The organism is Pseudomonas sp. SCA2728.1_7, from assembly GCF_018138145.1.
Taxonomy (GTDB): Bacteria; Pseudomonadota; Gammaproteobacteria; order Pseudomonadales; family Pseudomonadaceae; genus Aquipseudomonas; species Aquipseudomonas koreensis_A.
This window is the reverse complement of record NZ_CP073104.1, coordinates 391,198-415,827: the sequence shown is the minus strand read 5'-3', so window position 1 is coordinate 415,827 and position 24,630 is coordinate 391,198. Positions and strand designations below refer to the sequence as shown.

Here is a 24,630-nt window from a genome sequence, read left to right as displayed (position 1 = left end):
GAGACTTAGGGGCCTGATCAACCTTTATCGCTATCCCAGCCTCCTCCCAGTGCTTTGTAGATCGCAACGATCGCACGGTATTGATCGGTTTCGCCGAGCGCCTGAGCATCCTCGGCGTTGAGGCGCTCACGCTGTGCGTCCAATAACACCAGATAATCCACGGTCCCTTCTTTGTATTGGATGGCTGCCAGATCAGCTGCTGCACGGCTCGACTCACTCTGCCGGATCAGCGATAGCAGCCGTTGTTGGCGTTTTCCGTAATCACTGAATGCGTTCTCCGACTCTTCCAGAGCCAGCAACACTTGTTGCTCGTAGGTGGCCAAGGCGCCTTCAGCGTCGGCGTCGGCGCCACGAATGCGTGCGCGAACGCTGCCCAAGTCAAATGCCGCCCAGGTAATGCTTGGTCCGAGCCCCCAGGCTCTGGCAGCACTGGAGCCAATCTGCGAACCTCGGCCGGCGGTGAAACCCAGAAAGCCGCTCAAGCTCACCCTCGGGAACAGGTCTGCGGTGGCCACGCCGATATCCGCAGTGGCGGATGCCAGTCTGCGTTCGGCAGCGAGCACGTCCGGACGTCGGCGCAGCAACTCGGCTGGATCACCTACTGGCAGCGCTTTCGCGATGGCCGGCAAGTCCGCAGGGGCCAACGATACGCTCAGTTTATCCGGGCGCTCACCCAACAGCGTGGCGATTCGGTTTTGCTGCCGCACCTGCTCCGCTTGTAGCTGCGGAACAGTTGCCTCGACAGCAGCCAGACGCGCATCGGCGCGCACTACATCGAGTTCATTACCGACTCCGGCATCGCGCAGACTAACTGTCACGGTGCGCGAGTCCTGTTGGTTCTTCAGGTTCGCCAAGGCGATTTTTTCTCGCAGTTGGGCGCCGCGCAGTTGTCCGTAGGCGTCCACCAATTCGGCAATCATCGTCACGCGCAGTTGGTATAGATCGGCCGCTGCTGCGCCCTCCTGCGCATTACTGGACTCCAGTTGACGCTGGATACGCCCAAACAGATCGACTTCCCAAGCCATGTCCAAACCAAGATCGTAACGTTCCTGATTGACTCGGCGTTCCGTTTGGCCCGGCACTTGAGCCCGCCCTTGCTCGCTACTAATACGGCTTGTGACCACCGGCAAATTGTCATTGCTGACGTCATCGCGTATCGCCCGTGCCGCTTTCCAGCGAGCGAACGCAACACGAAGATCGCGGTTGCCTTGCAGGGATTTGCTCACTAACTGATTGAGCGTGGGGTCATCGAACTGTTGCCACCATACCGTTTCAAATCGCGACTGATCGTACTGGCTGGTGTGCGCTGCCGCGATCGTCGCGGGAGCGGTATCGGGTGCCTTGTAGTCCGGACCTACCGTGCAGGCTGCGAGGGCTAGAACCAGAAGGCTGGGTAAAAAAAGCTTAAGAGTGTTCATCAGTGTGCCTCCGGATTCGAAGCGTGGGTTTGCTCAGCCTTGCCAACCTTGCGGGCGTTTTTGCGTTCGATGTAGCGGCGGATCAACACGAAGAACACGGGTGTCAGTAGCAAGCCGAAGAAGGTCACGCCGAGCATCCCGGAGAACACCGCAACGCCCATGGCACGGCGCATTTCCGATCCGGCACCGGTCGATGTCACGAGCGGAATCACACCCATGATGAACGCAAACGAAGTCATCAGAATCGGGCGCAGACGCATACGGCAGGCTTCAAGCACCGCGTCCAGTGGCGACAGCCCTTGATCCTGTTTGTCCTTGGCGAACTCGACGATCAGGATCGCGTTTTTGCACGCCAGGCCCACCAGTACGATCAGGCCAATCTGGGTGAAGATATTGTTGTCGCCCTTGGAGATGATTACCCCCGCAATCGCCGATAACAGGGTCATCGGTACAATCAGGATCACCGCTAACGGCAGGCTCCAGCTTTCGTACAGTGCCGCCAATACCAGGAACGCCAACAGTACGCAGAGCGGGAACACCAGCAACGCGGTGTCGCCGGACAAAATCTGCTGGAAGGTCAGGTCGGTCCATTCGTAGGTCATGCCGTTGGGCAGTTCCTCCTTGAGCAGTTTTTCTATCGCTGCCTGAGCCTGGCCGGAGCTATAGCCCGGTGCCGCGCCGCCGTTGATTTCCGCTGTGATAAAGCCGTTGTAGTGCATCACCCGATCCGGGCCGGAGGTCGGCGTGACCTTGACGAAGGTCGCCAGCGGGATCATCTCGCCACGGTCGTTGCGCACCTTCAACTGGCCGATCTGTTCAGGCTCCTGGCGGAACTGCTGTTCAGCCTGGACGTTGACCTGATATGTGCGGCCAAATCGATTGAAGTCGTTGGCGTACAGCGAGCCGAGATAGACCTGCAAGGTGTCGAAAATATCGCTAATCGCCACGCCGTGAGTCTTGGCTTTCTCGCGATCGATGTTTGCTTCGACCTGCGGCACGTTGACCGTGTAGCTGGTGAACAGGTTGGCCAATTCCGGTACCGAACGGCTTTTGGTGATGATGTTCATGGTTTCCTTGTACAGCTCGTCGTAGCCCAAGTTGCCCCGGTCCTCGATCTGCAAACGGAAACCACCGATGGTACCCAGGCCTTGTACCGGTGGTGGCGGGAACACCGCGATGTAGGCGTCCTGGATGCCGCCGAACTTGGCGTTCAGCGATGCGGAAATCCCCATCGCCGAAAGGCTCGGGTCGGTGCGTTCTTCGAAGTTGCTCAACCCGATGAACGCGATACCGGCGTTCGGGCTGTTAGTGAAGCCGTTGATCGACAGGCCCGGAAACGCCACGGCGCTGTCGAAGCCCGGTTCGTTCATGGCGATGGTGCTCATGCGACGGATTACATTCTCAGTACGATCCAGGCTGGCGGCGTCTGGCAATTGGGCGAAGGTCACCAGGTACTTCTTGTCTTGCGTCGGCACGAACCCGGTTGGGGTGGTGCTGAAGCCCATGTAGGTCATCGCGATCAGGCCAGCGTAAATCAGCAACGCAACGCTACTGCCCCGAATGATCTTGGCTACTGCCACCACATAACCGTGGCTGGCCTTTTCGAAGAAACGGTTGAAAGGTTTGAACAACCAGCCACCTAGCAAACGATCGAGCACTTTCGAGAAGCGATCCTTCGGCGCGCCGTGGGCCTTGAGCAATACCGCCGCCAGTGCCGGCGAAAGGGTCAGCGAGTTGAATGCCGAAATGACCGTCGAGATGGCAATGGTTAACGCGAATTGCTTATAGAACTGCCCGGTAAGGCCAGAGATGAACGCCGCCGGTACGAATACCGCACAGAGCACCAATGCCGTGGCGATGATTGGCCCCGTCACTTCGCCCATGGCTTTCTTGGTCGCTTCGATCGGCTCCAGCCCGCCCTCGATATTTCGCTCGACGTTCTCCACCACCACGATCGCATCGTCGACCACGATACCGATGGCCAATACCAGTCCGAACAGCGACAAGGCGTTAAGCGAGAATCCGAGCAGGTGCATCACGGCAAAGGTACCGATCAGCGAAACAGGTACCGCGACCAGGGGAATGATCGAGGCGCGCCAGGTTTGCAGGAACAGGATTACCACCAGCACCACGAGAATAAGGGCTTCGAACAGGGTGTGGACCACCGCCTCAATGGAGCTACGAACGAAGATAGTCGGGTCGTAAACGATCTCGAAATCCATGCCTTCCGGAAAGTTTTTCTTCAGCTCGGCCATTTTCGCCCGCACCTGGTTAGAGATGTCGATGGCGTTGGAACCGGGGCGCTGGAAAATCGGCATCGCTACCGCTTCCTGGTTGTTCAGCAAGGCGCGCAAAGCGTACTGGTTTGAGCCGAGTTCAACTCGGGCGATGTCCTTCAGGCGCGTTATTTCGCCGTTGGCACCGCTGCGAATGATCACGTTTTCAAACTCTTCTTCAGTGACCAGCCGTCCCTGGGAGTTGATCGACATTTGGAAACTGGTGGCATTCGGCGCCGGTGGCGCACCGAGTTGCCCAGCAGCGACCTGACGGTTTTGCTCACGTACCGCGCTGACTACATCAGTTGCGGTCAGATTGCGCGAAGCGGTCTTGTTTGGGTCGAGCCAAATGCGCAGCGAGTAGTCGCCCATACCGAACAACTGCACGTCGCCGATACCGTTCAGGCGGGCCAATTCATCCTTTACATTGAGGATTGCGTAGTTCGACAGGTAGAGCATGTCGTAGCGCTTGTCCGGCGACACCAAATGCACCAGCAACGTCAGTTCAGGCGAGGCTTTGTCGACGGTAATACCGATGCGCGTCACTTCTTCCGGCAGCTTTGGCTCGGTGCGGGTCACGCGGTTTTGCACCTGAACTTGGGCGTTGTCGAGATCGGTGCCGAGGGCGAAGGTCACTGTCAGAGTCAGGCGACCGTCAGCGGTTGATTGCGAGGACATGTACAGCATGTTCTCTACGCCAGTAATGGCTTGCTCCAGTGGAGCAGCCACCGTTTCCCCAATAACTTTTGGGTTGGCACCCGGATAGTTGGCGTGGACCACCACGGTCGGAGGAACCACCTCGGGGTATTCGCTGATGGGCAATTGGAACAGCGAGATAGTGCCAGCAATTAAAATCAGCAGAGACAGTACGGCGGCGAAAATTGGCCGCGTAATGAAGAACTGGGAAAATTTCATGTCAGATCTCCATTAACCGCGAGGCGAAATCGCAGTTTCCGTCTTCACCAGTTCGGGTGATTTGACAGAGACGGGCGACTGGATGACGGGACGATTACTGGCTTCAATTGCCTGACGCTGGCTCGCCAGTGTGGCAACCGTTTCCGGGCTAGCCATTGGCGCATCCTGCGGATCAATCACCGCGCCAGGACGAACGCGTTGAAGGCCGTTGATGACAATGCGATCTTCTTTCTGCAAACCACTGCGAACGATGCGCAGCCCCTCAAGCTTTGGTCCCAGATCGACGCTGCGATAGACAGCTTTGTTGTCTTTATCGACGACCAGCACAAACTTCTTGCCGAGGTCAGTCCCCACCGCTTCGTCTTTGATCAGCAAGCCGGGGTAGGCAGCGCTGCCGACTAACTTCAAACGGGCATACAGTCCGGGGGTGTACTGACCGTCAGCGTTATCGAATACCGCGCGGCCGCGAATAGTGCCGGTTTTCGAGTTGACCTGGTTGTCGACAAAGTTCATCTGCCCAACGTGGCTGTTGCCCTCCTCGTTTGACAGGCCCATGTACACCGGAGTGGCTTGACCGCGCTGTCCTTGGCGGGAAAGCAGACTGTATTTAAGGAACATGCGCTCGTCAGCATCGAAATAGGCGTAGACCTTATCGGTGGAGACAACGCTGGTAAGCGGCGTGGTGTCAGCGGTGACGATGTTGCCGGCGGTGATTTCCGCCCGACTGACTCGACCGGTGATCGGTGCGGTAACGCGGGTGAAACTGAGGTTCAAGCGTGCGAGATCCAGCTGCGCCTGAATGGCATCGACACCGGCCCGCGCTTCTTGTGCAGTGGTAGTGCGAGTGTCGGCTAACTCTGCGGAAATCGCGTTGCTGCTTAACAAGCGCTGGCCGCGCTGAGCTTCATTGCCTGTGCGAACCAAAGTTGCTCGGGCTTGTTGCAGCTGCGCTTCGATGCGATGGACTTCATGTTCGAACGGACGTGCATCAATCTGAAACAGCAAATCACCTCTTTTTACCAGCGCACCATCGGTGAAGGCCACACGGTCGATCTGACCCGAAACCCGAGGACGAACCTCGACGGTTTCTGGCGCCTCCAGTCGAGCGGTGACTTCATCCCACTCGGTGATGCGCTGTTCGAGCACCTTGGCAACGGTGACGTGTGGCGCTGCTGAAGCCAACGCTGCATCAGGTGTGCGGTCACACGCTGCCAGAACTGTCAGGGCCAACGCAGCAAGAGGATAACGCAAAGGTTTTAGTGACTGTTCCATGGGATGTGTCCGCCAGACGGGTTTAGGGATTTGTGGATTCTCGGCCTCACGCGAGGCCTCGACGAATTGAACGGAGTGAACTTAGGTATCACTATTAATGATAGGCATCATGTTTAAAGCCGAAAGAAGAATTGGCCCTGTTCAACCCTTGGTATCCGCAAGAGCAACACAAACAGAATCAAGCGCCGGGCCCAGCATTTGCGCTGCACTTAAAGCTCTAGGCGTTGGCACCATTGTGCGACCATTGCGCTCAAACAATGGGTCGTTGAACAGCCTACGAAGTCGGATCAACGCAGCGCTCACCGCTGGCTGGCCGAGCGATAGCCTCTTACCTGCACGAGTTAAGTTACATTCCTGGATGAGCGTTTCGAAGACAACGAGCAGGTTCAAATCGATACTGCGCAGCTCATTACGTTTCATGGGACAGATCCCCGTATAGATTTTGACTAGAGTCGCAGACTCGGGACACGCCTAGCATCGCGGAGGCCCGATAGACGTTCGTCTACGACGTTATATGATCACCGTAATCAATGCTAGCATCGTAGCAAACCGGTCCAAGCAGGTTCGCCTGTCCTAGAGGAACACCTCATGAAAGTCACGAAAGAACAAGCGGCGGCGAATAAGGAGGCGATCCTCACCGCTGCATCCCGCCTATACCGCGAAAAAGGTATAGATGGAATTGGCATTGGTGAACTCTCACGATCAGTGGGTCTGACCCATGGCGGATTTTACGGACAGTTTCCTGGCGGAAAGGAACAGCTAGCATCGGAAGCCGTCAGCAGAACCTTCGAGTCAAACATCCAGGAGTGGCAGAGCGCAAAATCCATCTCGGAACTCATACAGGGTTACTTGACGCAAGCGCATCTGGATAACTGGATGGAGGGCTGCCCCATCCCCGCTTTAGGTGCAGACGTCGCTCGCACTGGCGGTGCAGTCAGCAGTGCGTTTACCAAAGGTATTGAGGACTTGATTGAAACGCTGATGGCGCTGGTCAAAGGCGAAACTCATGACGAGAAGTACCGGGAATCTCTTCGCATACTTTCCTCAATCGCTGGTGCAATGCTGATTGCCAGAGCGCTGGACAGCCCTCAATTATCTGAGCAGTTCTTGCAGTCGGTCATCAGTGGCTGGCCTGCCGCGCCTGAAAAAAAGAGCGGGCTGTAAAGCGCCGCTCAAAGGATGAAAACTAAACCCCGAAGAACATCATATGAGTCTTCCTGGGCTTATCAGGTATGGAACGGCACCCACATCATCTTCACTTCGACATTCAGTAGGCCTGACTTAACCGTTGGATCGTCAGTGCCGATCTTGATGGCTTCTTCGAGGTCAGCGGCCTTGAAGATCGTCATGCCACCGTCTGCCAGCACACCGTTGAGGCCACCGGCTTTCTCCATGAACGGCCCGCTGAGCACGGTGAGACCTTTCTCCTGCATTTCGATCATGTAGCCCACGTGATCCATGAACCCAGGCTGTTCGTTGTACTTAACGCCTTGAACCCAGTTCGGGCCCGGCGATTGGAAGGCGACAAAGTAGTGCGGGCCGTTTTCGTCAATCATGATTGTTACTCCAAAAGGAAAATGGGGGATTCAAAAGCGATGTGCTGTCAGGTATGGAATGGGACCCACATCATTTTGACTTCGAGGTTTAGGAAGCCGGACTTGACCGTTGGATCGTCGCCGGCGATTTTTTTTGCGTCTTCAAAATCAGCGGCCTTGAAAATCGACATGCCGCCGTTTGCCAACACTCCATTGAGCCCGCCCGCCTTTTCCATGAAAGGGCCGCTGAGCACAATCAGCCCCTTCTGATGCAGTTCGATCATGTAATTCACATGAGTCATAAATTCAGGTTGTTCGTTGTATTTCACGCCCGGTACCCATTTCGGCCCTGGGGTGTGAAAGGCTACAAAATAGTGTGGCCCGTTTTCGTCAATCATCGTTTTGCACTCCAGAAGGATAGTTTGTTTAGAAAGAATGATTATTGAGGGAGTAAGAAGTCGTGCCCGGCCAGAGGGCCGCCGGCCTGTTGCATTTTTCCACCCTCTTTGAGTTCCCCGAGATCGACGGTGCGAAAGCCAATCTTGTGAATAAACTCGGTCACGAATTCTTTGGCTTCGCTGTCATCGCCTGACACGAACAGCACCCTTCGGCCTTGGTTGTGGACGGGGCCAGCATTGAAGTTAGCCATTTCAAGATTGTTGAACGCCTTAACCACCCTCGCTCCCGGTGCCAGTTCGGCAACAATTTCACTCGCGCCACGCCCTCCAAGGTCGTCAAACACCCACTCGGGCGTTGTCTCCAAAAACGGGTTAGTAGCATCAATTAGGATTCGGCTGTTCCAAGCTGGCAGTCCGTTGAGAACTGTCTTGATAGTTGTCCAAGGCGTAGCTAGCAGCACCACTGGTGCTGCGGCGGCTTCGGCGAGCGTGACGACGGAAGCCTTAGGCCCCAACTGCGACAGTGCATCGCCCAATTTAGTCGCTCCGCTGCGATTACTCAGCAAGACCTCATGGCCCTGATCAATCGCGTGCTTAGCAATGGACAGCGCCACAGTGCCCGAGCCCAACATCCCAATTTTCATAAAAGCGACCTCATAAGCGATGCGTTAAATCGGGGGAAAAGTTTTTTGGAGCGATCACTCCGATATGCAATACTATGGCGATGGAAATCCCCTCGTCAAGGAATATTGGAGTGATTGAACCAAAATTATCTGAACCCAAAAAACGTGGTCGCGGGCGGCCATCGAATTTCGACCGGGCGATTGCCGTACACCAAGCAATGAAATTGTTTTGGGAGTCGGGCTACGAAGGCACATCCTTCGAAAGCCTGATTGCGGTTATGGGAATCAGTGCGTCGAGCTTTTACAACTCGTTTGGGGGTAAAGAGCAGCTCTACGCAGAGGCGACTAATGCCTATCTGGCAGCGTCAGGTGAGTGGTTTCTCGGCATCTTGAATGATGCGACTGACACGCGAACCGCCTTCAGACGATTGATGGAGGCGACCGCTACCGAGTTCACCCGAGACGATCTACCCTCCGGCTGCATGATTTCCGTAGCATGCGTTCACGTTCCTCCAGCGTTGCATTCGGTTCGCGAAATGATGACCGAGCACAGATCGATGGCACGCCATGCAATGGAGGCGAGGATTCAGCGCGGCATCGATGAAGGTGACGTGTCCGCCGACACCAATGTCAAAGCATTAGCCGCCTACTTCAATGTGCTGGCCCGAGGATTGGCTGTGCAAGCCAGAGATGGTGCAACTTCTGACCAACTTCTGGAGATCGTGCAGATCGCCATGCAAGCGTTTCCAGCTGGCCCAGAGCTTTAGTCTGGCCCTCTAAGCCACGGATTGTTCTGGAACTCTTCCACTAGGAAATCCACCATCACGCGGGTCTTCTGTGGGATCCAGGATGAGGCAGGCATCACCGCATAGATGGGAACGAAAGCGGCGTCGTAATCTGTCAGGAGCCTAACCAATCTACCGGCCTCCAGATCCTCGCCGCAGGCCGACAATGGCGCTCTCAAAACTCCAAGCCCTGCGATCGCGGCTTCGCAAAGCGCTTCAAACACGTTCACCCGATAGGATCCCTGAACTTCAACCGACACTATCTCACCGTTGACATCGCTGAACGTCCACTCGAAAGGCGTCGGGTTGCGCAGGTAAATCAGGCACGGTACGCGAGCCAAATCGCGAGGATGAAGAATCGCTGGATGGTCCTCCAGGAACGCCGGCGAGGCTACGGTGACCGGTTGCAGAGCACCAAGTTTTCGCGCTTGGTGAGAGCTATCTTTCATTTCGCCAACGCGGATAGACACGTCTACGCCATCGCGAATCAGATCTGTCGCCGAATCACTCAGGAAATGCTCCAACACAATGTCGGGGTAGCGCTGGAAAAAGCGCGGCAGTAACGGAGTCAATTGCTTTCGCCCGAGCAGAATTGGTGTAGCGATACGTAAGGTGCCTGAAGGCGTCTGACGGGTATTGAATACATCTCCTAAAGCCATGGCGTATTGCTCAAGAATAAGCTTCGCCTGCTCATAAAACCGCTCACCGGCATCGGTCAAAAACAACCGGCGGGTGGTACGTGAAAATAGCTTCGCCTGTAACTGTTTTTCCAAATCGGTAATTTGCTTGCTGACCGTAGATTGACTGATCGACAGCTCAATCGCCGTGCGCGAAAAGCTGCCGATCTCGACAACCCTCACGAAGATTTCTAACGCCGAAAATCTGTCCACACCGCCCCTCTACCGCTGTCATACCCGGCCTGCATATATATATTCCGGCCGGCGATAAATTTTATCGCCGGCCAACCAATTATCACTTTTGAACCGCTCTATTAGTCTGGCTCTGCGCAACGCCCTTAACATTCAGTTTTATGGAGTCAGTCATGACCATCAGCATCTACGGCGACAGTGGTTCCGGCAGTTTTCGCCGCGTATGGACCGCTGCAAAACACATGGGCATTCAGTTCGAACATATCCCGGTCGACTTGTTGAAAGGCGAAAGCCAAGCGCCGGAATTTCTGGCGATCAGCCCGGTCGGTCGCGTACCGGTCTTGGTCGATGGCGATATCGTCATCTCCGAAGCTTCGGCCATCAACCTCTACTTGGCGGAGAAGTTCGACTCGCCGCTGTTGCCCAAGGGCACCGCCCGGTATGAAACCTTGCAGTGGATGTTCTGGTCCGCTGAACACTGGCGCGTATTTTCGTCCTACCTTTTCAACGAACGCATCGGCAAACGCGTGATGGGCGTGGCGGAAGACCCGACTATGGTCGAGTTCATCTTCACCAACATCCGCAGCAACGCCGCCATGCTCGACAAACACCTCGAAGGCAAAAAATACATCGTCGGTGACCAGGTGACGCTGGCGGACTTCGATATCGCAGCACCGTTCTCGCAGATGGCCAGAACCAAAACGCCGTACGATGAATTCCCGAACATCATGGCTTGGCAGCAACGCCTGCTGGATGAAGTTCCGGCCTGGAAAGAAACCAAAGAGCTGCTGGACGACCGCATGGACCGAGCGTTTTCCGCGTTCGGTATCACGTTCTGATCTGACTGTGCGGGGGCGCCGAACATCGGCGCCTCCTCAACCAAACCGTCAGTGAGCCCCGTTGATCTCTAACAACACCTTGCCGCCTTTTTGAGTGTGGACGATGGCGTCCTTAAAGGCTGCCAGCGGATACACCTTTGCAACCGGTACTTGCAGACTTCCGGATCTGATCAACTCGACCGCTTCATGCAATATTTCAGGCACTTTCACCCTGAATGCGGGTTTGTTCTGATAAAAGTTGTGCATCGTGATGCTCTTTCTCATCAGCGGCCTGAGATCTCCCGGTGCAGACATGTCGCCGCTCATTTGTGCGTAGTTGACCAACGATCCCCCAGCCGATAACGCGCTAACCAATCGCGCAGTCGCCACTCCGCTGATGCCGCAGAGCGCCAAGCGCACTGCACCGTCACCGACCATGTCTTGAACGCGCTCAGTCGCATCATTTTCATCCACCAAAACAATGTCTCCACCAGCCGCTTCCACCTCAGCGACTTGCTCCTGTCGCCGCACAAAATTGACCGTCCGTAACCCGCGCCCCTTGGCGATGGCGATCACCGCCCTACCCACCCCGGAGTTCGCGCAATTCTGCACCACCCAATCGCCGGGTTTTAGGTCAACGAATTCACTCAGCAAAAGTGCCGCTGTGGGCGGATTGATACGCAACATGGCGAGCTGCTGAATATCCGCGTCCACGGGCAAAGCGAAGAGATCTGCGGCAGGAATGACCATCCGCTCGCGCCAGGTAAAGCTATAGAGCGGTGGCGTCACGCGATCCCCGACCTTTACATTGTCCACGCCCGCTCCAACGACCAACACGATACCAACGCCTTCGTTGCCGACAACACTCGGTAATGGCGGATGCACCGGAAACTTACCGCCAAACAACAGTAAATCGTTGTGGTTAACTGGGGCGAACTCTAGACCGATCAGCACCTCGCCCGATCCGGGTGGCGGTGGCTCAGCGATGTCGACCAACTCCAGACTTTCGAGGGGGTTGCCGTAAGCGTTGATCTGGATCGCTTTCATGTGGGAGTACCTGCGTGAGGGTTTAAATGTCCATGCCGGACACCTATCATAGTGATCGCCCGCAAAAGTATCCATTCTATTGGAAGCGATCACAATGAATGGATCAGTGTAGTTCAGGAGTGATGCGTGAAGGTTTCAAAAGAACAAAATGCTTACAACCGTGAAGCGCTCACTGCTGCGGCTTCCAGCCTGTTCCAGACGCAGGGCTTCGCCGCCACTGGCGTCGCGCAAATCAGCGAGGAGGCGGGACTGACCCAGGGTGGTTTTTACGGACATTTTAAATCTAAGAGCCGGTTGGTCGAAGCTGCTTGCCGGAAAGCTATGGCCAACGGTCGCGACTCATGGCGCGCCATGATGGGCACGGCTGCGAACGACTTGGAAACGCTAATTGACGCCTATGTGTCCCCCGAGCACGTCGAGGCCGTCGCTGAGGGCTGTCCGATGGCTGCTTATACATGCGAAATCAAAAGTCAGGATGAAGCCATCCAAAACACTTTCACCCACGGTTTTGAGGACATGGTCGCAATCCTCCAGGAAGTGCTGGCTCGGGATTTCGCGGATGAAACTGCTCGTCGCGAAGCATTGTTTTTCATGTGCAGTATGGTCGGCAGTGTCGCCATCGCGCGGGCGACCAAAACCACGAACCCTCTGCTTGCTGATGAAATCATTACGGCAACTAGACAGAATCTGAAGGCGGTTGCCAACTCAGCCGGTTCCTAAGCATCTGACAGCTCGGCGTGAGTCAGATGAGTTACCGCTGTCTCCAAAATTTCAGCTGACAGCGCCGAGCGCGATGCCATTCTCGACAAGGTGAGCGCCCCCATCATCGTGCACATCGCGACGAGTGCACGAGCGCGTTCCGACTCGCCTTTCTCAGATTTGGACCGAGCGACCAATAACTCGATGATCCTTTCCAGACCTTGGGTCGCGACCTGCTTTACCTGCTCGTTGCTCCGGACCAGTTCGCTCCCAAGCGCCGCATAGGGGCAGCTTTGCTCCAAGGCATCCCGGTGTAGAGGCGAAAGGTAATGGCCCACGATTGCATCAAAGCCTCCGTCGTCAGCGACCTTCTCCAGCTCTGACATTAGTCCGTCAACTGCTGCGCCGCATGCCTCTGCCACGACCTGATCCTTGGATTGAAAGTGGCGGTAGAAGCCGCCGTGCGTCAGGCCCGCCGCAGACATCAAACCAGAAAGTCCCGTCCCGCCAATACCGTTCTTGCGAAACTCGACGCTGGCAGCATCAACGATTCGTTGCCGGGTCTCGCTGGTTTCCTGCCGTGATTTGCGCATGCCAAAAATCCTGATCAATGGTGTTTGACTTAGATGTTACTTAACATCTATATTTATGACGAGCGTAATATTTAACCTTTCGCACCATAACCTGAGGCTACCAACATGACGCAAGCTACCATTCTCGTAACAGGCGCTACTGGTTACACCGGTCGTAGAACCGTCGAAATCCTTACCTCTAAAGGTGTTTCGGTTAGAGCCCTGGTGCACAAGGAAGATGAACGTTCGGCAGAGCTTCGTGCAATGGGCGCCGAAGTGGTGCTCGGTGATCTGCTGGACCTGAATGCCGTGCGCAGCGCACTCGAAGGTATTCGCACCGCCTACTTCGTGTACCCGATTACTCCGGGTTTGATTGATGCGACCGCTCGTTTCGCTCAAGCAGCGAAGGAAGCCGGCGTCGAAGCCGTCGTCAACATGTCGCAGATTTCCGCGAGACGCGAAGCCAAGAGCAATGCGGCGCTTGATCATTGGACGGCAGAGCGGGTTTTCGATTGGTCAGGACTGGCAATGACTCACCTACGCCCAACCTATTTTGCACAGTGGCTGATCTATCCCCATTTCCGCTCGCACATCCTGGAAAAAGGTGAGATCCGCCTACCGTTTGGTGAAGGCCGGCACGCCCCAATCGCCGCTGAGGATCAAGCTCGTCTGATTGCCGCCATTCTCGAAAATCCGAGCCAGCATGAAGGCCAAACCTACACCCTGCATGGCCCTACCGAGTTGAACCAGCAAGGTGTCGCCGACGCTATCGGCGAAGTGCTGGGGCGCAAAATCGCCTATCAGCAAATCAGCCTTGAAGAATACAAACACGAACTGCTTGAAGCAGGTTTACCTCCATTCGTCGTTCAACATCTGGTCGAAGTAGCGTTGGATTACCAGCATGGTGTGTTCGAAGGCGAAGACAAAATCATTCGAGAAGTCACCGGACAAGCGCCAATGACCGTGCAAGAGTTCGTCACTCTTCACAAAGATCTGTTCGACGTATGAAGACGGTGAGTTGAGCCTGTGTCATGCGCGGGCTCATCCTCTCTGAAAAACTTCGCGCTTGATCACGTTGATCGCGGGGCGCCCCGATGACGACGTTCTGCCTTGACACATTCATAGTGACCGCCTTCAATAAATCATGAAGGCTATTGCTCGTTATCTGTTGCTGAGCAATCGCAGGTGCTGCTGGATTTCCATTGAACTGGAAACCCATTCCCAAGTGGCTGATTTGCACGGGAACAAAACGGGGAAGAAAAATGAAAAGCCTCAAGCGCAGTGAGTTGTCACGCCGCGACGTACTCAAGCAATCCATGCTCTTGGCCGCAGCAATGGCGGCGATCAATCATGGCTCCGCTTGGGCAGCCACTTCAGAGTCGCCGGCACCTCCCAGTAACCCAAAACTCGCATCAGGTTTCACTGAAAAAATCGTATTGAGGGACAACCATCGAATCTACGTTCGCGACTATCCCGGCAAAGAACCTGCTTATGTCCTTCTGCATGGCTTTCCCGATAACTGTCGTATCTATGAAGACTTGGCCCCACGTCTGAGCGCCGCTGGCAGACGCGTCATCGCTTTCGATTTTCTTGGCTTCGGCGCGTCCGACAAACCAACAAACTTCCGCTACGACTTTGAACAGCAATTGGCCGACTTCAACGCTGTAGTCAATGATCTAAAATTGAATTCAGTCATCCCGGTCGGGCACGACGCAGGGGGGCCGGCAGCGGTCAACTTCGCACTGGATAATCAGGATCGCGTGGACTCGCTTGTTCTGCTCAATTGTTATTACGCCAACGCCTCAGTGCTGGCCTTTCCCGACTTCATTGAACTGTGCTGCAATCCGAAAACCAAACTTTTGGCCCACGCGATGATGACGGACCCTAAGCAAGCAGCTTACCTCTTCAATTTTCAGCAGGGCCTACTGATGGCCAACATGACGCCGGCAATGAGGACGCGCTTCGAAACGGTGTTGCAACCTATCATTGCGCACAACTTCACCCAGCAGCCGAGTGCAATGCCCGCTTTCCTGGCCATGACCGGGAATGCGTACGCAAACCTTGCGGCAAATGACCGGCGCCGTCCTGAACTGGCTAAATTCAATAAGCCGGTCAAACTGATCTGGGGTGGTCTGGACAAATACCTCAACACGGCCGTCGCTAAAGATATCGCCAGCCATTGCCCTCACGCGACGCTGACGACACTCGATGCAGAACATTGGCCGCAGTTCGATCTGCCTGACGAGGTCGCCAAGCACATGCTGGCCTGACATAACCGGCCGTGTTCATGTCATGTTGATTTATTCCGCCTATCGATAGGTTTTATCGTGGCTCGGGCAATTATCACCCGCCCTTCTCCCGGTTATTTTTGGCTCAAGACTCATCAACGAAAGTCTTCAGCCATTACGGGATTCAGCATGACAAAATTATTTACCGGCAAAGTCGCCTTGGTAACTGGCGGGTCGCGTGGCTTAGGCGCAGCGACCGCCAAGGCCCTCGCCGAGCAAGGCGCCGACGTAGCCATCAGTTACGTGTTCGCCGAAGAGCAGGCACTCAACGTGATCGAGTACGTGACCGCTCAAGGCGTGCGAGGCGAAGCATTTCAAGCGGATCAGGCGGACGTCGACGCCGCGCAATCGCTTATTGATCGAGTAATGGCCAAGTTCGGCCGTATCGACATCCTCATCAACAACGCCTCCATCGATCAGCTGGGCAGAGTCGATGATCCCGCCCGCGACGCCGAAGCATTCGATCGCTTCTGGGCCGTTACGCTTTCGGGGTTCATGGCGACTGTGCGCGCGGCGTCCAAAGTACTCAGCGACCAAGGCCGAATCGTGATGATCGGCTCTAACCTAGGTAACCGACCTGGCATGTCGGGTATCGCCGATCTCGCGGCATTGCGTGCAGCCATCGATGGCTATTCCAGGGGGGTCGCCCGTGACCTGGCCGAGCGCAACATTACCGTCAACGTGGTGCACGCTGGGTTTATGAAAACCGACCTCAACGCACATCTGCGGGACGCTTTGGCGCCTTTGGTAGAGCGCTTGTGTTTCCCGCGATTTGGCCGACTGGAAGAAGTCGTTGCACCCATTCTCTTTCTAGCCAGCCCTGCCGCGTCCTACATTACTGGCACGATCATCGATGCCGATGGCGGCTACAACATCTAGTCGCCGCAGCACGCGGATGACTCGGCTGAAATTACTGGGGAATACAGCATGAAAAAACTTGAAGGGAAAATTGCACTCGTCACCGGTGGCACCTCTGGCATTGGTTTGGCGACAGCACGCTTGCTGGTCGAAGAAGGCGCGCACGTATTCATCACGGGTCGTCGTCAGGCTAATCTGGATGAAGCTGTCCGTTCGATTGGTCGCAATGTGACGGGGGTCCAGGGCGACACGAGTAATCTTGATGACGTGGATCGGTTGTTCAAACTCATCACCGAAGAGAAAGGCCGGCTCGACATGGTATTTGCCAATGCGGCAGCTCAAGCCAGCGCGCCGTTGGGTGCGATAGACATCGAGCAGTACAACCGCGTTTTTGACGTGAATGTGCGCGGCACTTTGTTTACCGTACAGGGCGCTTTACCGTTGTTGTCTGACGGCGCTTCCGTTCTGCTGATGGCATCCGTCGCTGGGTCAAAAGGCAACCCCGGTCGCAGCATCTACGGAGCTTCGAAGGCGGCGGTTCGATCATTTGCACGGTCTTGGGCCAATGACCTCAAGTCTCGTAATATCCGTGTTAACGCAATTAGTCCTGGCCCCACTGATACTCCCGCATTCGATTCACCGGGAGGAGCCGAGCAGACCGCTCAGATCAAGACCCGGATTGCATCGACTATTCCACTAGGTCGAATGGCCCGTTCTGAAGAAATCGCCAAAGCAGCCGTGTTCCTACTTTCCGACGACAGTAGCTTCAACACGGGCTCGGAAATGTTCGTGGATGGCGGCTTCACCCAGATCTAGAGTGCTATCGGCCAATCCCCGTTATACGCTTGGCAAATACCTAATTTAGAACAGTAGAAGGCTTGGAGGCGCCGTTTCAACAGCGGCTGCTTCCACCAAGTTGCCTTCAGACTCCTAGGTTTTCAGCGACCTTTCAGATCCTGTCCCACCTCTCGCACTAGTTACTGGAGTATCAGGGACGGATCGCTCGCCCTTATAAGAAAGAATTTCGGCAATAAAGTCCCGCTCGGGCCATTAACGGGATTGCTTTCAATCAAACCAAGCCACCTGGCAGTTCTTTTTCTAATCTCCAAGTGAAAATTTAAGGGGTACCTATGCTTTCAGAATGGCTCTCCAACCTCCTCGCGCGACGAGGTTCCCACTATGCCTGGGCCATGATCGCCGTAACATTTATGGCTGCCCTGGTAAGTGCAGCAGCGGTAGGTGCGCCCGGCATTTTCATCGTACCCATGCAGATGGAATTTGGCTGGAACACTACGGACATCTCATCAGCACTTTCGATTCGATTTGTCTTGTTTGGACTGACGGCTCCGTTCGCTGCTGCATTAATGAGCAAATATGGGCCGCGCAATGTCACGGTTGTAGCTATCACCTTGATAATGACCTGCCTTCTTGTGTCGCTCAATATGACGCAGGTCTGGCAGTTAATTGCATTATGGGGAGTGGGTGTTGGTGTAGGCGCAGGCATGACCGCCTTGGTACTAGGGGCTGTCGTGTCATCGCGTTGGTTCGACCAGCGCCGAGGTCTTGTGATCGGTGTGTTGACCGCGAGTAACGCCACAGGTCAACTTGTATTCATGCCGCTGCTCGCAAGCGTTACCGAACATTATGGCTGGCGTTGGGCGCTCGTTTTGCTCTCTACGCTGCTTGCGCTGGCGGCGTTCGCAGTGCTCATGTTCATGCGCGACCGTCCGAGCGATCTAGGACTGCGACCATACGGCAACACGAACACAGGTCCAATCGTCGAGCCCGTCGCAAGTGGCGAGTTAGTGTTTATGGCGACTTTGCATACACTGCGTGATGCATCCAGAACACGTGTCTTCTGGGTTCTATTCGCCACCTTTTTTATCTGTGGCGCGAGTACCGCTGGCTTGGTCCAAGTGCACCTGATTCCGCTGTGCGGTGACTTCGGTATTAACCAGATCCAAGCTTCGGGGCTGCTAGCAGCCATGGGTGTTTTTGATCTGATTGGCACTGTTCTCTCAGGCTGGCTTTCAGACCGTTACGACAGCCGGCACCTGCTGTTTTGGTACTACGGATTGCGCGGCCTATCGCTGATCGCGCTACCGTATTCAGACTTTACGATCTTCGGTTTGTCGGTCTTCTCAATATTCTACGGACTCGACTGGATTGCCACCGTGCCACCCACAGTTCGCCTCGCCGTCAACAAGTTCGGGCCAGAGCGTGCTGGCTTGGTGTTCGGATGGGTATTCGCCGGCCATCAGATTGGTGCTGCGGTAGCCGCTTACGGAGCTGGGTGGTCCCGAGTAAATCTGCTTAGCTACCTGCCAGCGTTTTTCACGGCAGGTGTACTGTGCTTGTTTGCTGCAGCTATCATCATGACCATTAGACAGAAGAAACCTGTGTCTGAATTCGCTACCACTTGAGATTTGCTAGAGACGGGTGCCCGCTCAGCGAATGCGATTTTCGTTGAGCTGGCCAACCATCGGGCAGTGCGATTCAACTGCATTCTGCGAGCCGAAGTCATTTTGTTGCATGACGCGATTCCCGCGCCATCGGATTTCAGATCCAACTGCCGATCTTAATACAGCTTTCGAAAAGTGAATAAGTCTCGATGAAGAATGAGACGCCAGAACGTCCACTTCTTGCCGAAAGCGAGCGGTGCTAAACGATCATTCCGGACGAATAAGATCGGCACATCATCAGCAATCGTCCAATGCTAATCCAAAGTCGTCGCTGGACACCTGAGCCGCCTCGTTGAGCCGCTGGCGCAGCGCGGCGGTTAGCTGCCGCTCTACTTCCCATGGATCAGATAGGGCAGCTAACAGCGGTGCCAATTGGGGCGACAGGCTCATCAACGAATGATTGAGCGAACGCGCCGTTTCAAAAGCGGCTTTCTGCACAAAGCTGATTTCCACCAGTTCCCCCTGCGCCTTGCGAAACTCCATCTCCGCCATCCGCGCCAGGTAATGCTCGCGATGCGCTCGTGCTTTCTGAAAGTCTGGGGTCTGCCCTTGCGCAGGATCAGCGGGCGGCGGCGCAGCCATGTTAGTCGGTTCGGATTGTGCAGCGACGTGGCTGTACACATCACGCTGAAGCCGCTCCTGTTGGTGGCGAGCAGCGACGGCAGCCTTGCTCGGATCAGCGGTATCGCGGATCAATGCTTCGGTGGCCAGAACGTCGACCTGCTTGCCATTTGGAGACAGGACCAGTCGGCCGTTTTCCTTGAGCCAGGTGATGTAGCTCGGTGATCGGCCGATGTGCGCAGCGAAGGCGCTCTTTGACAGGTATGTAGCTGTGCTCATAAGCCCTCCTTTTCAGCTGCTTTTCAATGAATCTTTTCAAGATTTCAGTGGATTGAAATTTCAGTAAGCTGGTGGGCCTCCCACTAACAAGATCCCGCGGGTTTCCGACCCCGTGTCCTTTGAAAGTCCTCAGGGTCCCCGGCGACTTTTCGGTGGCCTGGGCTGCAGATCCGCCTCGCTCGACTAGCATCAGTGGACGATCCATCAGAGGGAGAGATGTCATGGACATGATTGCCGTGCGTTCCAGTGCGATGACCGCCGTTGGCTACGACCCAGCAACGAGACGAATGAGGATCCGCTTTGAACAGGGTCACTCTTACGATTTCTGCGGCGTCCCATCGGCCATACACAATGGCTTGATGGCCGCGGTGTCCAAAGGCGCCTACTACAACCAGCACATCCGTGATCGTTATCAGTGCTGAGACCCCTCTTCCACTTGGAAAGACGGACATCCCTGCAAAGGTTTCAGCTAGAGAGATCTCGCGAGTTCGATAACCCGTGTAGGGGGCGGCCTTCGGGGAGGACCCGTAAAAATCGGCGCCCTGCCCAGCCTGCCCGGCTTATGCCTTCGGCTCGGCCTCGCTCAGGTCCAGCCGCTTGGCAACCCAGCGTTCGTACAAGCCGATGGCGACATCGGCGCCGGCCATCGCGGTCAGGCAACCCAAGGCGCCCGCTGTCCAGATCGACAGGCCCGCACCGAACAGCAACATCATCGCTGACACGCCGCACACGATGCAGGCACCGGACCGAAGTGCGAGGCGGCGCAGTAACGCCCAGCCTCGCGCCCCGTCCTTGTCGGCGCGCCACATCTCGCCGGACACACCGCCCACCAATGACAGGGCAATCACCAACCAGATCGGCATCTCTGCCAGTGCCTGTTGCTCGTTCGTCATTGCCCTGCCCCTTAAACAAAAAGACCCGGCGCAATGGCCGGGTCAGGTGGTGGGTGGCCTGCCGCGCTTTGCGGTCGCACCCATCGAAGATGGCCCCTTTTTACAGGTCGATTCTGGTGGCAGCAAGACCGTTTTAATGCCATCCGGTGAATGTGTGGGTGACGCCCGGTGAACGGCAGGCGAATGTCGGTGAATATCTATCCCGGCTGTCTTTTGCTTTTCTGGCGTCCCATGCGTCCCACCTCTCTAAAACAAGGTGGGACGTCTGAAAGCCCGGCAAATTGGGGCTTTGCCCCACCGTCCTACTTTTAACTCTCCTTTCTCGTGTATAGAGAGAATATTTAAAAACACGCGTGCGCGTGAACACGCGCATTGATGCCCGCTACGCATACACGGGCGGGAGGCATGAAAAAGGTGGGACGGTGGGACAGCCCAACAACGACGGGGCCTGCGCCCGTCCCACCACCGCAAAAAGCCGTGGGACGGAGGCAGGCCAGTGGGACGGCGTGAGCCAGAGTAATGCCCACGATCAAGCCGCTTCCCCCAGGAGGAAGTGCTCAACCACGATGTGAGCGTCATGCAAGCGCTGGTAGTAGAGGTTGCGTGTGCAGCCACTCTCAGCCAGACGCGCAGTCAAAGGCGCATCAGGCTGGAAGTAATGCACCTGGACCACCGTCATCAGCTCGGGATCGAGGCGTTTCTTCACGATGCGCTCAATGTCCAGCGAAGCTTCCAGCGGCACCCTGCTTCCGCGCCTGCCGCGCACCAGTTGACCACCGCTCTCCATCATCATCGCGACCATGTTGCCGCCTGAGTAACCGGCGGCGACCCCATCGCTGTGCAGCTCCTGCGCCCATTGTTTGAGAGCCATATCGATCGCTTTAATCATCGAAGCACGGCTCCTCGAACTCAGGTTGTTCCAGAGCAGGCGCCCTGCCCCAACCCTCCGGTTTCTTGTACGCCCATGGCCGCTGGCCGCTCTTGCTCAAGGCGCCCAAACGGAAACGTCGCCAGCCCAGTCGATGCAAGATCGCACCCACGCGCATCTGCTCCGGTTTGCCCCAGTGACCGGGATCGAGCTTGAGCGCCTGACTCATCACCTCGCTGCCGGTGGTGGTCTCGCCGATCTGCGACTCTTCGAGCCAGGTCAGGATGGGCGTTTCCCATTCGTCCACCACGAAGCGTTCGTCCTGTTCCTCGCTGAACATTGGTGCTTCCTCTCGCGTTACCCACCAGAGGTCCCCGGCCTCAAAGCAGAACATCGCTTCGGCCCAGAGCTGGTCGCGGATCTCGCGCAGCAACGCCACGTCGACCTTGGTACAGGCCACCGGCCAATAGCGGCGGTTGCCAGTGGCGTCTTTGAGGTACTCGTCCTGGTTGGTGGTACCGACGAAGACACACTGGCGTGGCACGTCCAGCGTTCTGCGGCCATAGCTTTCGCGGTAGGTGTCGGTGGACGCGGAGAAGAACTGCTTGGCCTTGGTGCTCTCGGCCTTGTTGAAGCTGTCCAGTTCGCCCAGCTCGACGATCCACTTGCCGCGGATCGCCTGAAAGCCGTCCTTGTCACCGAGAGCAAACGGCGTATCCATGAACCACTCACCGCCGAGCACGCTCATGGCGGTCGACTTACCGGCACCTTGTACGCCTTCGAGGATCATCACCGAGTCGGCCTTGCAGCCCGGCTTCATCACCCGCGCCACGGCGGAGATCATCCAGCGTTTGCCGACCTTGGAGGTGTAATCCGTTGCCTTCACCCCCATGACATCCGTCAGCCAACGTTCCAGACGCGGTACACGATCCCATTCGAGTTTTTTCAGATACTCACGCACCGGGTGAAAGGCGTGGTCGTGCGCCACGACGCTGACGGCCTCAATCACGTGCGAGGACTTCACGCGCAGGTTGTACTGCTGCGCGAGCCACTTCATGACGCGCACATCATCGATGTCAGCCCACTCGCCAGTACCACCGCCATAAGGGGCGGCGCGTAACTTGACGATCTTCGAGCTGAAGGCGCAGTAGCTGATCACCCCGGCCCAGCGTTCGTCATGAGCCAGGATCAGTTCGACGTTCTGCATGTGCGCGATCAAGGCGCCGCTTTCACTGCGGGCGAGTTGATCTTTCCAGCCACCAGCAGCGGGTGGGCGCACCACAGCGAGGACTTGCCGGCGCACCGCGTCGAGGCCCTCGGCGACGTGCAGGTCGTTGAAGTCGGTCCACTTGTCGTGACGCTCGACCGAGAAGATCGGCGCAACGACCTGGGCACCGACGATGAGGGCGGCGTTGCTGGCCTTCTCCTCACCCGGGTTCCACGCATCGCCGTTGGGCTTGGTGGTCTTCCAGTCGTCATCGCGGCAGATGATCAGCGGGCAGCCGGCAAAGCGCTCGCGCATGACCTTGCACACGGCCAGCAGGTTGCCCGCATCGAAGGCCACCGCTACGGCAAGCGACGTCGCCATGTGCAGGCTGGCGCCGGTGGCGTAACCCTCACAGACCAGCACCGGTTCGCCCGGTACCGGATGCGGACCGAGCAGATGAAAGGTGCCCTCCTTTGCCATCCCGTAAGGCCAGTAGGATTTGTCGCGGCCGGTGTCTTCTTGCTTGTTCGGGAAGATCACCTGCAGGCCCATGATCTGATCACGAGCATTGTTCATCGGGACCAGTACCGCACCGGTGCGCGGCGCGTAACGCACCTTGATACCGACGATCTGCTTGCGGTCCAGGTATTCGCTGCGCCCGGTGGTCGGCATGCGCTCAAACAAACCCTGCGCCCTTTTCGCGGCCCGCCGCGCAGCGTTACTCGCGATTTCGGCAGCGCGGCGCTTGGCTTCTTCCTGGCGGGCTCGCATCACTTCGCGCTCTTCCGGCGACATGCGACCGGCCTTGACCTTGATCTTCTGCGTCTCGCCAGAACGCCAGTCACCGAAAGCACCGAAGATCAGGGTGTCGCCCTTCTCCGTGCGCTGCTCGTGCACCACGAACCAGCCGTTCTTTTCTTTGCCCTTGTCCTGCGAAGTCTTGCAGCGGGTCAGCTTGCCGAACACCAGCGGTTGCGCTGGCTCCAGACCGTAATCGGCGAATTGCCCCAACACTTCATCGAGCATGCTGAATCCCCCGCTCAGAGAGGGATTGGCAGCTGATGCACTGCGAGCAACCCGGTGAGGCCAGGCGACGGGCTTCCGGAATCGGATCGTCACAGGCTTCACAGAACAGCAAGGAATGAGCAGCGCTTTCGGCTTTGGCAGCGCTGCGCGCGGCCATGGCCTGATCGATACGTTCCTGCACCAGATCATTGGCGAAATCGGCAATATCAGCCACGGTCAGCACCTCGCGTCGTCTGGTTGACGTAGGTGGCGCGGTTGAACAAACCCAGCAGTCCTTGAATACCGCGGAACACCTGCAGGCGAATCGCCGCCAGTTCCTGATCAGTCACCACACCGTCGCCGATGCTCTTGGCCCAGGTCTCGGCCAGATCAGCGACCTGGCGGAAGTATTCGGCGATACCCGTGGTCAAGGTTTCGGGCATGTCGTTGGTGTAGGTGTCCGCCAGCTCCTGCCAGATCGTGTCACCGACCAGCGCATGCACCGCATCGAGAATGCGGCGATCCTTAGTCAGTTCGAGGATCTCACCGAATTCCTGAATGTTGATGGAGTGACTCGGGTGAGTTGGCGATAGCTTGTGCTGCAGCGTGGTCGGGTTGCGGCCCGTAGTCGCGGCGATGGCAGCGGCGCCGCCCGGGTAATCGCGAGCGGCGTGGTACAGCGCTAAATCGAGCGGCAGGATTTCCCGCTGCGCCCGTTCCAGAGAACTGAGAGCAATTCGGCTCATGGCATTAATCCTAAAAGTTGCCAGTGCCGCGCGACAGAAGTTGGTGATACATTTGCCGCGTGGCTTGGTATGGCCCAAACGCCGGGAACCCTTGCAGGGGATAACCGGCACCGTGCCGGGGCGAACAATCCGTTGTTCACCCCTGGCGCAACAGCTGCCAGCTCTGTGGTAAGAACGGCAGCAACACCAAGGCTTCCGAGCCTTGGAAACGCGATGAAGGTCGGCGGCATGTGGTG

At 56.6% G+C, this 24,630-nt stretch carries 26 protein-coding genes; 10 read left to right on the top strand and 16 right to left on the bottom strand.

The genetic code is table 11. The features are described 5' to 3' along the window. Positions 1 to 17: 17 nt before the first annotated feature. The 4 genes from KBP52_RS01800 to KBP52_RS01785 form a co-directional block, all read right to left on the bottom strand. On the bottom strand, positions 18 to 1,418 hold the full coding sequence (locus tag KBP52_RS01800; protein WP_212621877.1) for a TolC family protein: 1,401 nt from the start codon (positions 1,416 to 1,418) through the stop codon (positions 18 to 20). Next, complete coding sequence (locus tag KBP52_RS01795; protein ID WP_150734411.1) at positions 1,418 to 4,609, bottom strand: efflux RND transporter permease subunit; 3,192 nt, start codon at positions 4,607 to 4,609, stop codon at positions 1,418 to 1,420. The genes KBP52_RS01800 and KBP52_RS01795 overlap by 1 nt, the downstream gene beginning before the upstream one ends. A 12-nt stretch (positions 4,610 to 4,621) precedes the next feature. Beyond that, positions 4,622 to 5,881 (bottom strand): multidrug efflux RND transporter periplasmic adaptor subunit MexE, encoded by a 1,260-nt coding sequence (gene mexE / locus KBP52_RS01790; RefSeq protein WP_212621876.1) that lies wholly within the window; start codon positions 5,879 to 5,881, stop codon positions 4,622 to 4,624. 141 nt (positions 5,882 to 6,022) lie between these two features. Further along, complete coding sequence (locus tag KBP52_RS01785) at positions 6,023 to 6,301, bottom strand: LysR family transcriptional regulator (protein WP_212621875.1); 279 nt, start codon at positions 6,299 to 6,301, stop codon at positions 6,023 to 6,025. 168 nt (positions 6,302 to 6,469) lie between these two features. Between KBP52_RS01785 and KBP52_RS01780 the strand changes: the two genes are divergently transcribed. Further along, on the top strand, positions 6,470 to 7,045 hold the full coding sequence (locus KBP52_RS01780) for a helix-turn-helix domain-containing protein (RefSeq protein WP_150734413.1): 576 nt from the start codon (positions 6,470 to 6,472) through the stop codon (positions 7,043 to 7,045). 62 nt (positions 7,046 to 7,107) lie between these two features. Here the strand turns inward: KBP52_RS01780 and KBP52_RS01775 are convergent, their stop codons facing one another. Genes KBP52_RS01775 through KBP52_RS01765 form a run of 3 tightly spaced genes read right to left on the bottom strand, consistent with a single transcriptional unit; the run spans position 7,108 to position 8,458 of the window. Continuing rightward, positions 7,108 to 7,437 (bottom strand): YciI family protein, encoded by a 330-nt coding sequence (locus KBP52_RS01775; protein ID WP_092280721.1) that lies wholly within the window; start codon positions 7,435 to 7,437, stop codon positions 7,108 to 7,110. 47 nt (positions 7,438 to 7,484) lie between these two features. Then, entirely contained in the window at positions 7,485 to 7,814 is a 330-nt protein-coding gene (locus tag KBP52_RS01770; RefSeq protein ID WP_092280719.1) for a YciI family protein, read from the bottom strand. Positions 7,815 to 7,855: 41 nt separating this feature from the next. Beyond that, positions 7,856 to 8,458, bottom strand: a complete 603-nt coding sequence (locus KBP52_RS01765) for an NAD(P)-binding domain-containing protein (protein WP_150734414.1) — start codon at positions 8,456 to 8,458, stop codon at positions 7,856 to 7,858. A 110-nt stretch (positions 8,459 to 8,568) separates the two neighbouring features. Here KBP52_RS01765 and KBP52_RS01760 point away from each other — a divergent pair, with 110 nt between their 5' ends. Next, the gene (locus KBP52_RS01760) at positions 8,569 to 9,204 is read left to right on the top strand and encodes a TetR/AcrR family transcriptional regulator (protein ID WP_212621874.1); all 636 of its coding nucleotides are present in this window, start codon (positions 8,569 to 8,571) and stop codon (positions 9,202 to 9,204) included. On the opposite strand, the gene KBP52_RS01755 is transcribed toward KBP52_RS01760, so the two are convergent. Further along, entirely contained in the window at positions 9,201 to 10,112 is a 912-nt protein-coding gene (locus KBP52_RS01755) for a LysR family transcriptional regulator (RefSeq protein ID WP_150734415.1), read from the bottom strand. The genes KBP52_RS01760 and KBP52_RS01755 overlap by 4 nt on opposite strands. A 152-nt stretch (positions 10,113 to 10,264) precedes the next feature. Between KBP52_RS01755 and KBP52_RS01750 the strand changes: the two genes are divergently transcribed. Next, on the top strand, positions 10,265 to 10,930 hold the full coding sequence (locus KBP52_RS01750; protein ID WP_212621873.1) for a glutathione S-transferase family protein: 666 nt from the start codon (positions 10,265 to 10,267) through the stop codon (positions 10,928 to 10,930). 48 nt (positions 10,931 to 10,978) lie between these two features. Here the strand turns inward: KBP52_RS01750 and KBP52_RS01745 are convergent, their stop codons facing one another. Further along, on the bottom strand, positions 10,979 to 11,956 hold the full coding sequence (locus tag KBP52_RS01745; RefSeq protein ID WP_150734417.1) for a zinc-dependent alcohol dehydrogenase family protein: 978 nt from the start codon (positions 11,954 to 11,956) through the stop codon (positions 10,979 to 10,981). Between the two features lie 126 nt (positions 11,957 to 12,082). Here KBP52_RS01745 and KBP52_RS01740 point away from each other — a divergent pair, with 126 nt between their 5' ends. Next, positions 12,083 to 12,676 (top strand): TetR/AcrR family transcriptional regulator, encoded by a 594-nt coding sequence (locus KBP52_RS01740; RefSeq protein ID WP_212621872.1) that lies wholly within the window; start codon positions 12,083 to 12,085, stop codon positions 12,674 to 12,676. Here KBP52_RS01740 and KBP52_RS01735 read toward each other — a convergent pair. Continuing rightward, a complete protein-coding gene (locus KBP52_RS01735; RefSeq protein WP_212621871.1) occupies positions 12,673 to 13,248 on the bottom strand; it encodes a TetR/AcrR family transcriptional regulator in 576 nt (191 codons plus the stop codon). The two genes, KBP52_RS01740 and KBP52_RS01735, sit on opposite strands and share 4 nt — an antisense overlap. A 105-nt stretch (positions 13,249 to 13,353) precedes the next feature. Here KBP52_RS01735 and KBP52_RS01730 point away from each other — a divergent pair, with 105 nt between their 5' ends. The 5 genes from KBP52_RS01730 to KBP52_RS01710 all read left to right on the top strand — a co-directional run bounded on the left by KBP52_RS01730 (position 13,354) and on the right by KBP52_RS01710 (position 18,796). Then, positions 13,354 to 14,235: an NmrA family NAD(P)-binding protein gene (locus KBP52_RS01730; protein ID WP_212621870.1), complete on the top strand. Its 882-nt coding sequence runs from the start codon at positions 13,354 to 13,356 to the stop codon at positions 14,233 to 14,235. A 254-nt stretch (positions 14,236 to 14,489) separates the two neighbouring features. Next, positions 14,490 to 15,497, top strand: a complete 1,008-nt coding sequence (locus KBP52_RS01725; protein WP_212621869.1) for an alpha/beta hydrolase — start codon at positions 14,490 to 14,492, stop codon at positions 15,495 to 15,497. Between the two features lie 147 nt (positions 15,498 to 15,644). After that, positions 15,645 to 16,394: an SDR family oxidoreductase gene (locus tag KBP52_RS01720; RefSeq protein ID WP_092280701.1), complete on the top strand. Its 750-nt coding sequence runs from the start codon at positions 15,645 to 15,647 to the stop codon at positions 16,392 to 16,394. Between the two features lie 48 nt (positions 16,395 to 16,442). Continuing rightward, complete coding sequence (locus KBP52_RS01715) at positions 16,443 to 17,189, top strand: SDR family oxidoreductase (RefSeq protein WP_212621868.1); 747 nt, start codon at positions 16,443 to 16,445, stop codon at positions 17,187 to 17,189. A 314-nt stretch (positions 17,190 to 17,503) separates the two neighbouring features. Next, entirely contained in the window at positions 17,504 to 18,796 is a 1,293-nt protein-coding gene (locus tag KBP52_RS01710) for an MFS transporter (protein ID WP_212621867.1), read from the top strand. A 276-nt stretch (positions 18,797 to 19,072) separates the two neighbouring features. Here the strand turns inward: KBP52_RS01710 and KBP52_RS01705 are convergent, their stop codons facing one another. Then, the gene (locus tag KBP52_RS01705) at positions 19,073 to 19,675 is read right to left on the bottom strand and encodes a terminase small subunit (RefSeq protein ID WP_150734423.1); all 603 of its coding nucleotides are present in this window, start codon (positions 19,673 to 19,675) and stop codon (positions 19,073 to 19,075) included. A gap of 221 nt (positions 19,676 to 19,896) precedes the next feature. Between KBP52_RS01705 and KBP52_RS01700 the strand changes: the two genes are divergently transcribed. Beyond that, entirely contained in the window at positions 19,897 to 20,097 is a 201-nt protein-coding gene (locus tag KBP52_RS01700) for a KTSC domain-containing protein (protein ID WP_145598464.1), read from the top strand. 138 nt (positions 20,098 to 20,235) lie between these two features. Here the strand turns inward: KBP52_RS01700 and KBP52_RS01695 are convergent, their stop codons facing one another. The 5 genes from KBP52_RS01695 to KBP52_RS01675 form a co-directional block, all read right to left on the bottom strand. Beyond that, positions 20,236 to 20,568 carry a phage holin family protein gene (locus KBP52_RS01695; RefSeq protein WP_008080174.1) on the bottom strand — a complete coding sequence of 111 codons (333 nt, stop codon included), beginning with the start codon at positions 20,566 to 20,568 and terminating at the stop codon, positions 20,236 to 20,238. Between the two features lie 529 nt (positions 20,569 to 21,097). Next, positions 21,098 to 21,457: a hypothetical protein gene (locus KBP52_RS01690; RefSeq protein ID WP_212621866.1), complete on the bottom strand. Its 360-nt coding sequence runs from the start codon at positions 21,455 to 21,457 to the stop codon at positions 21,098 to 21,100. Beyond that, positions 21,450 to 23,669 carry a VapE domain-containing protein gene (locus tag KBP52_RS01685; RefSeq protein WP_212621865.1) on the bottom strand — a complete coding sequence of 740 codons (2,220 nt, stop codon included), beginning with the start codon at positions 23,667 to 23,669 and terminating at the stop codon, positions 21,450 to 21,452. Before KBP52_RS01685 ends, KBP52_RS01690 begins: the two co-directional genes overlap by 8 nt. Continuing rightward, a complete protein-coding gene (locus KBP52_RS01680) occupies positions 23,659 to 23,883 on the bottom strand; it encodes a TraR/DksA family transcriptional regulator (protein ID WP_116254822.1) in 225 nt (74 codons plus the stop codon). The genes KBP52_RS01685 and KBP52_RS01680 overlap by 11 nt, the downstream gene beginning before the upstream one ends. Further along, positions 23,876 to 24,394, bottom strand: a complete 519-nt coding sequence (locus KBP52_RS01675; RefSeq protein WP_009049401.1) for a phage regulatory CII family protein — start codon at positions 24,392 to 24,394, stop codon at positions 23,876 to 23,878. Before KBP52_RS01675 ends, KBP52_RS01680 begins: the two co-directional genes overlap by 8 nt. Positions 24,395 to 24,630: the final 236 nt, after the last annotated feature.

Bases quoted from the DNA above. Each gene is read 5' to 3' on its own strand.
- KBP52_RS01785 (WP_212621875.1), bottom strand. From the start codon at position 6,301: ATGAAACGTAATGAGCTGCGCAGTATCGATTTGAACCTGCTCGTTGTC.
- KBP52_RS01800 (WP_212621877.1), bottom strand. From the start codon at position 1,418: ATGAACACTCTTAAGCTTTTTTTACCCAGCCTTCTGGTTCTAGCCCTC.
- KBP52_RS01715 (WP_212621868.1), top strand. From the start codon at position 16,443: ATGAAAAAACTTGAAGGGAAAATTGCACTCGTCACCGGTGGCACCTCT.
- KBP52_RS01770 (WP_092280719.1), bottom strand. From the start codon at position 7,814: ATGATTGACGAAAACGGGCCACACTATTTTGTAGCCTTTCACACCCCA.
- KBP52_RS01735 (WP_212621871.1), bottom strand. From the start codon at position 13,248: ATGCGCAAATCACGGCAGGAAACCAGCGAGACCCGGCAACGAATCGTT.
- KBP52_RS01710 (WP_212621867.1), top strand. From the start codon at position 17,504: ATGCTTTCAGAATGGCTCTCCAACCTCCTCGCGCGACGAGGTTCCCAC.
- KBP52_RS01685 (WP_212621865.1), bottom strand. From the start codon at position 23,669: ATGCTCGATGAAGTGTTGGGGCAATTCGCCGATTACGGTCTGGAGCCA.
- KBP52_RS01705 (WP_150734423.1), bottom strand. From the start codon at position 19,675: ATGAGCACAGCTACATACCTGTCAAAGAGCGCCTTCGCTGCGCACATC.
- KBP52_RS01690 (WP_212621866.1), bottom strand. From the start codon at position 21,457: ATGATTAAAGCGATCGATATGGCTCTCAAACAATGGGCGCAGGAGCTG.
- KBP52_RS01750 (WP_212621873.1), top strand. From the start codon at position 10,265: ATGACCATCAGCATCTACGGCGACAGTGGTTCCGGCAGTTTTCGCCGC.
- KBP52_RS01725 (WP_212621869.1), top strand. From the start codon at position 14,490: ATGAAAAGCCTCAAGCGCAGTGAGTTGTCACGCCGCGACGTACTCAAG.
- KBP52_RS01780 (WP_150734413.1), top strand. From the start codon at position 6,470: ATGAAAGTCACGAAAGAACAAGCGGCGGCGAATAAGGAGGCGATCCTC.
- KBP52_RS01675 (WP_009049401.1), bottom strand. From the start codon at position 24,394: ATGAGCCGAATTGCTCTCAGTTCTCTGGAACGGGCGCAGCGGGAAATC.
- KBP52_RS01700 (WP_145598464.1), top strand. From the start codon at position 19,897: ATGGACATGATTGCCGTGCGTTCCAGTGCGATGACCGCCGTTGGCTAC.
- KBP52_RS01765 (WP_150734414.1), bottom strand. From the start codon at position 8,458: ATGAAAATTGGGATGTTGGGCTCGGGCACTGTGGCGCTGTCCATTGCT.
- KBP52_RS01795 (WP_150734411.1), bottom strand. From the start codon at position 4,609: ATGAAATTTTCCCAGTTCTTCATTACGCGGCCAATTTTCGCCGCCGTA.
- KBP52_RS01730 (WP_212621870.1), top strand. From the start codon at position 13,354: ATGACGCAAGCTACCATTCTCGTAACAGGCGCTACTGGTTACACCGGT.
- KBP52_RS01695 (WP_008080174.1), bottom strand. From the start codon at position 20,568: ATGACGAACGAGCAACAGGCACTGGCAGAGATGCCGATCTGGTTGGTG.
- mexE (WP_212621876.1), bottom strand. From the start codon at position 5,881: ATGGAACAGTCACTAAAACCTTTGCGTTATCCTCTTGCTGCGTTGGCC.
- KBP52_RS01775 (WP_092280721.1), bottom strand. From the start codon at position 7,437: ATGATTGACGAAAACGGCCCGCACTACTTTGTCGCCTTCCAATCGCCG.
- KBP52_RS01720 (WP_092280701.1), top strand. From the start codon at position 15,645: ATGACAAAATTATTTACCGGCAAAGTCGCCTTGGTAACTGGCGGGTCG.
- KBP52_RS01745 (WP_150734417.1), bottom strand. From the start codon at position 11,956: ATGAAAGCGATCCAGATCAACGCTTACGGCAACCCCCTCGAAAGTCTG.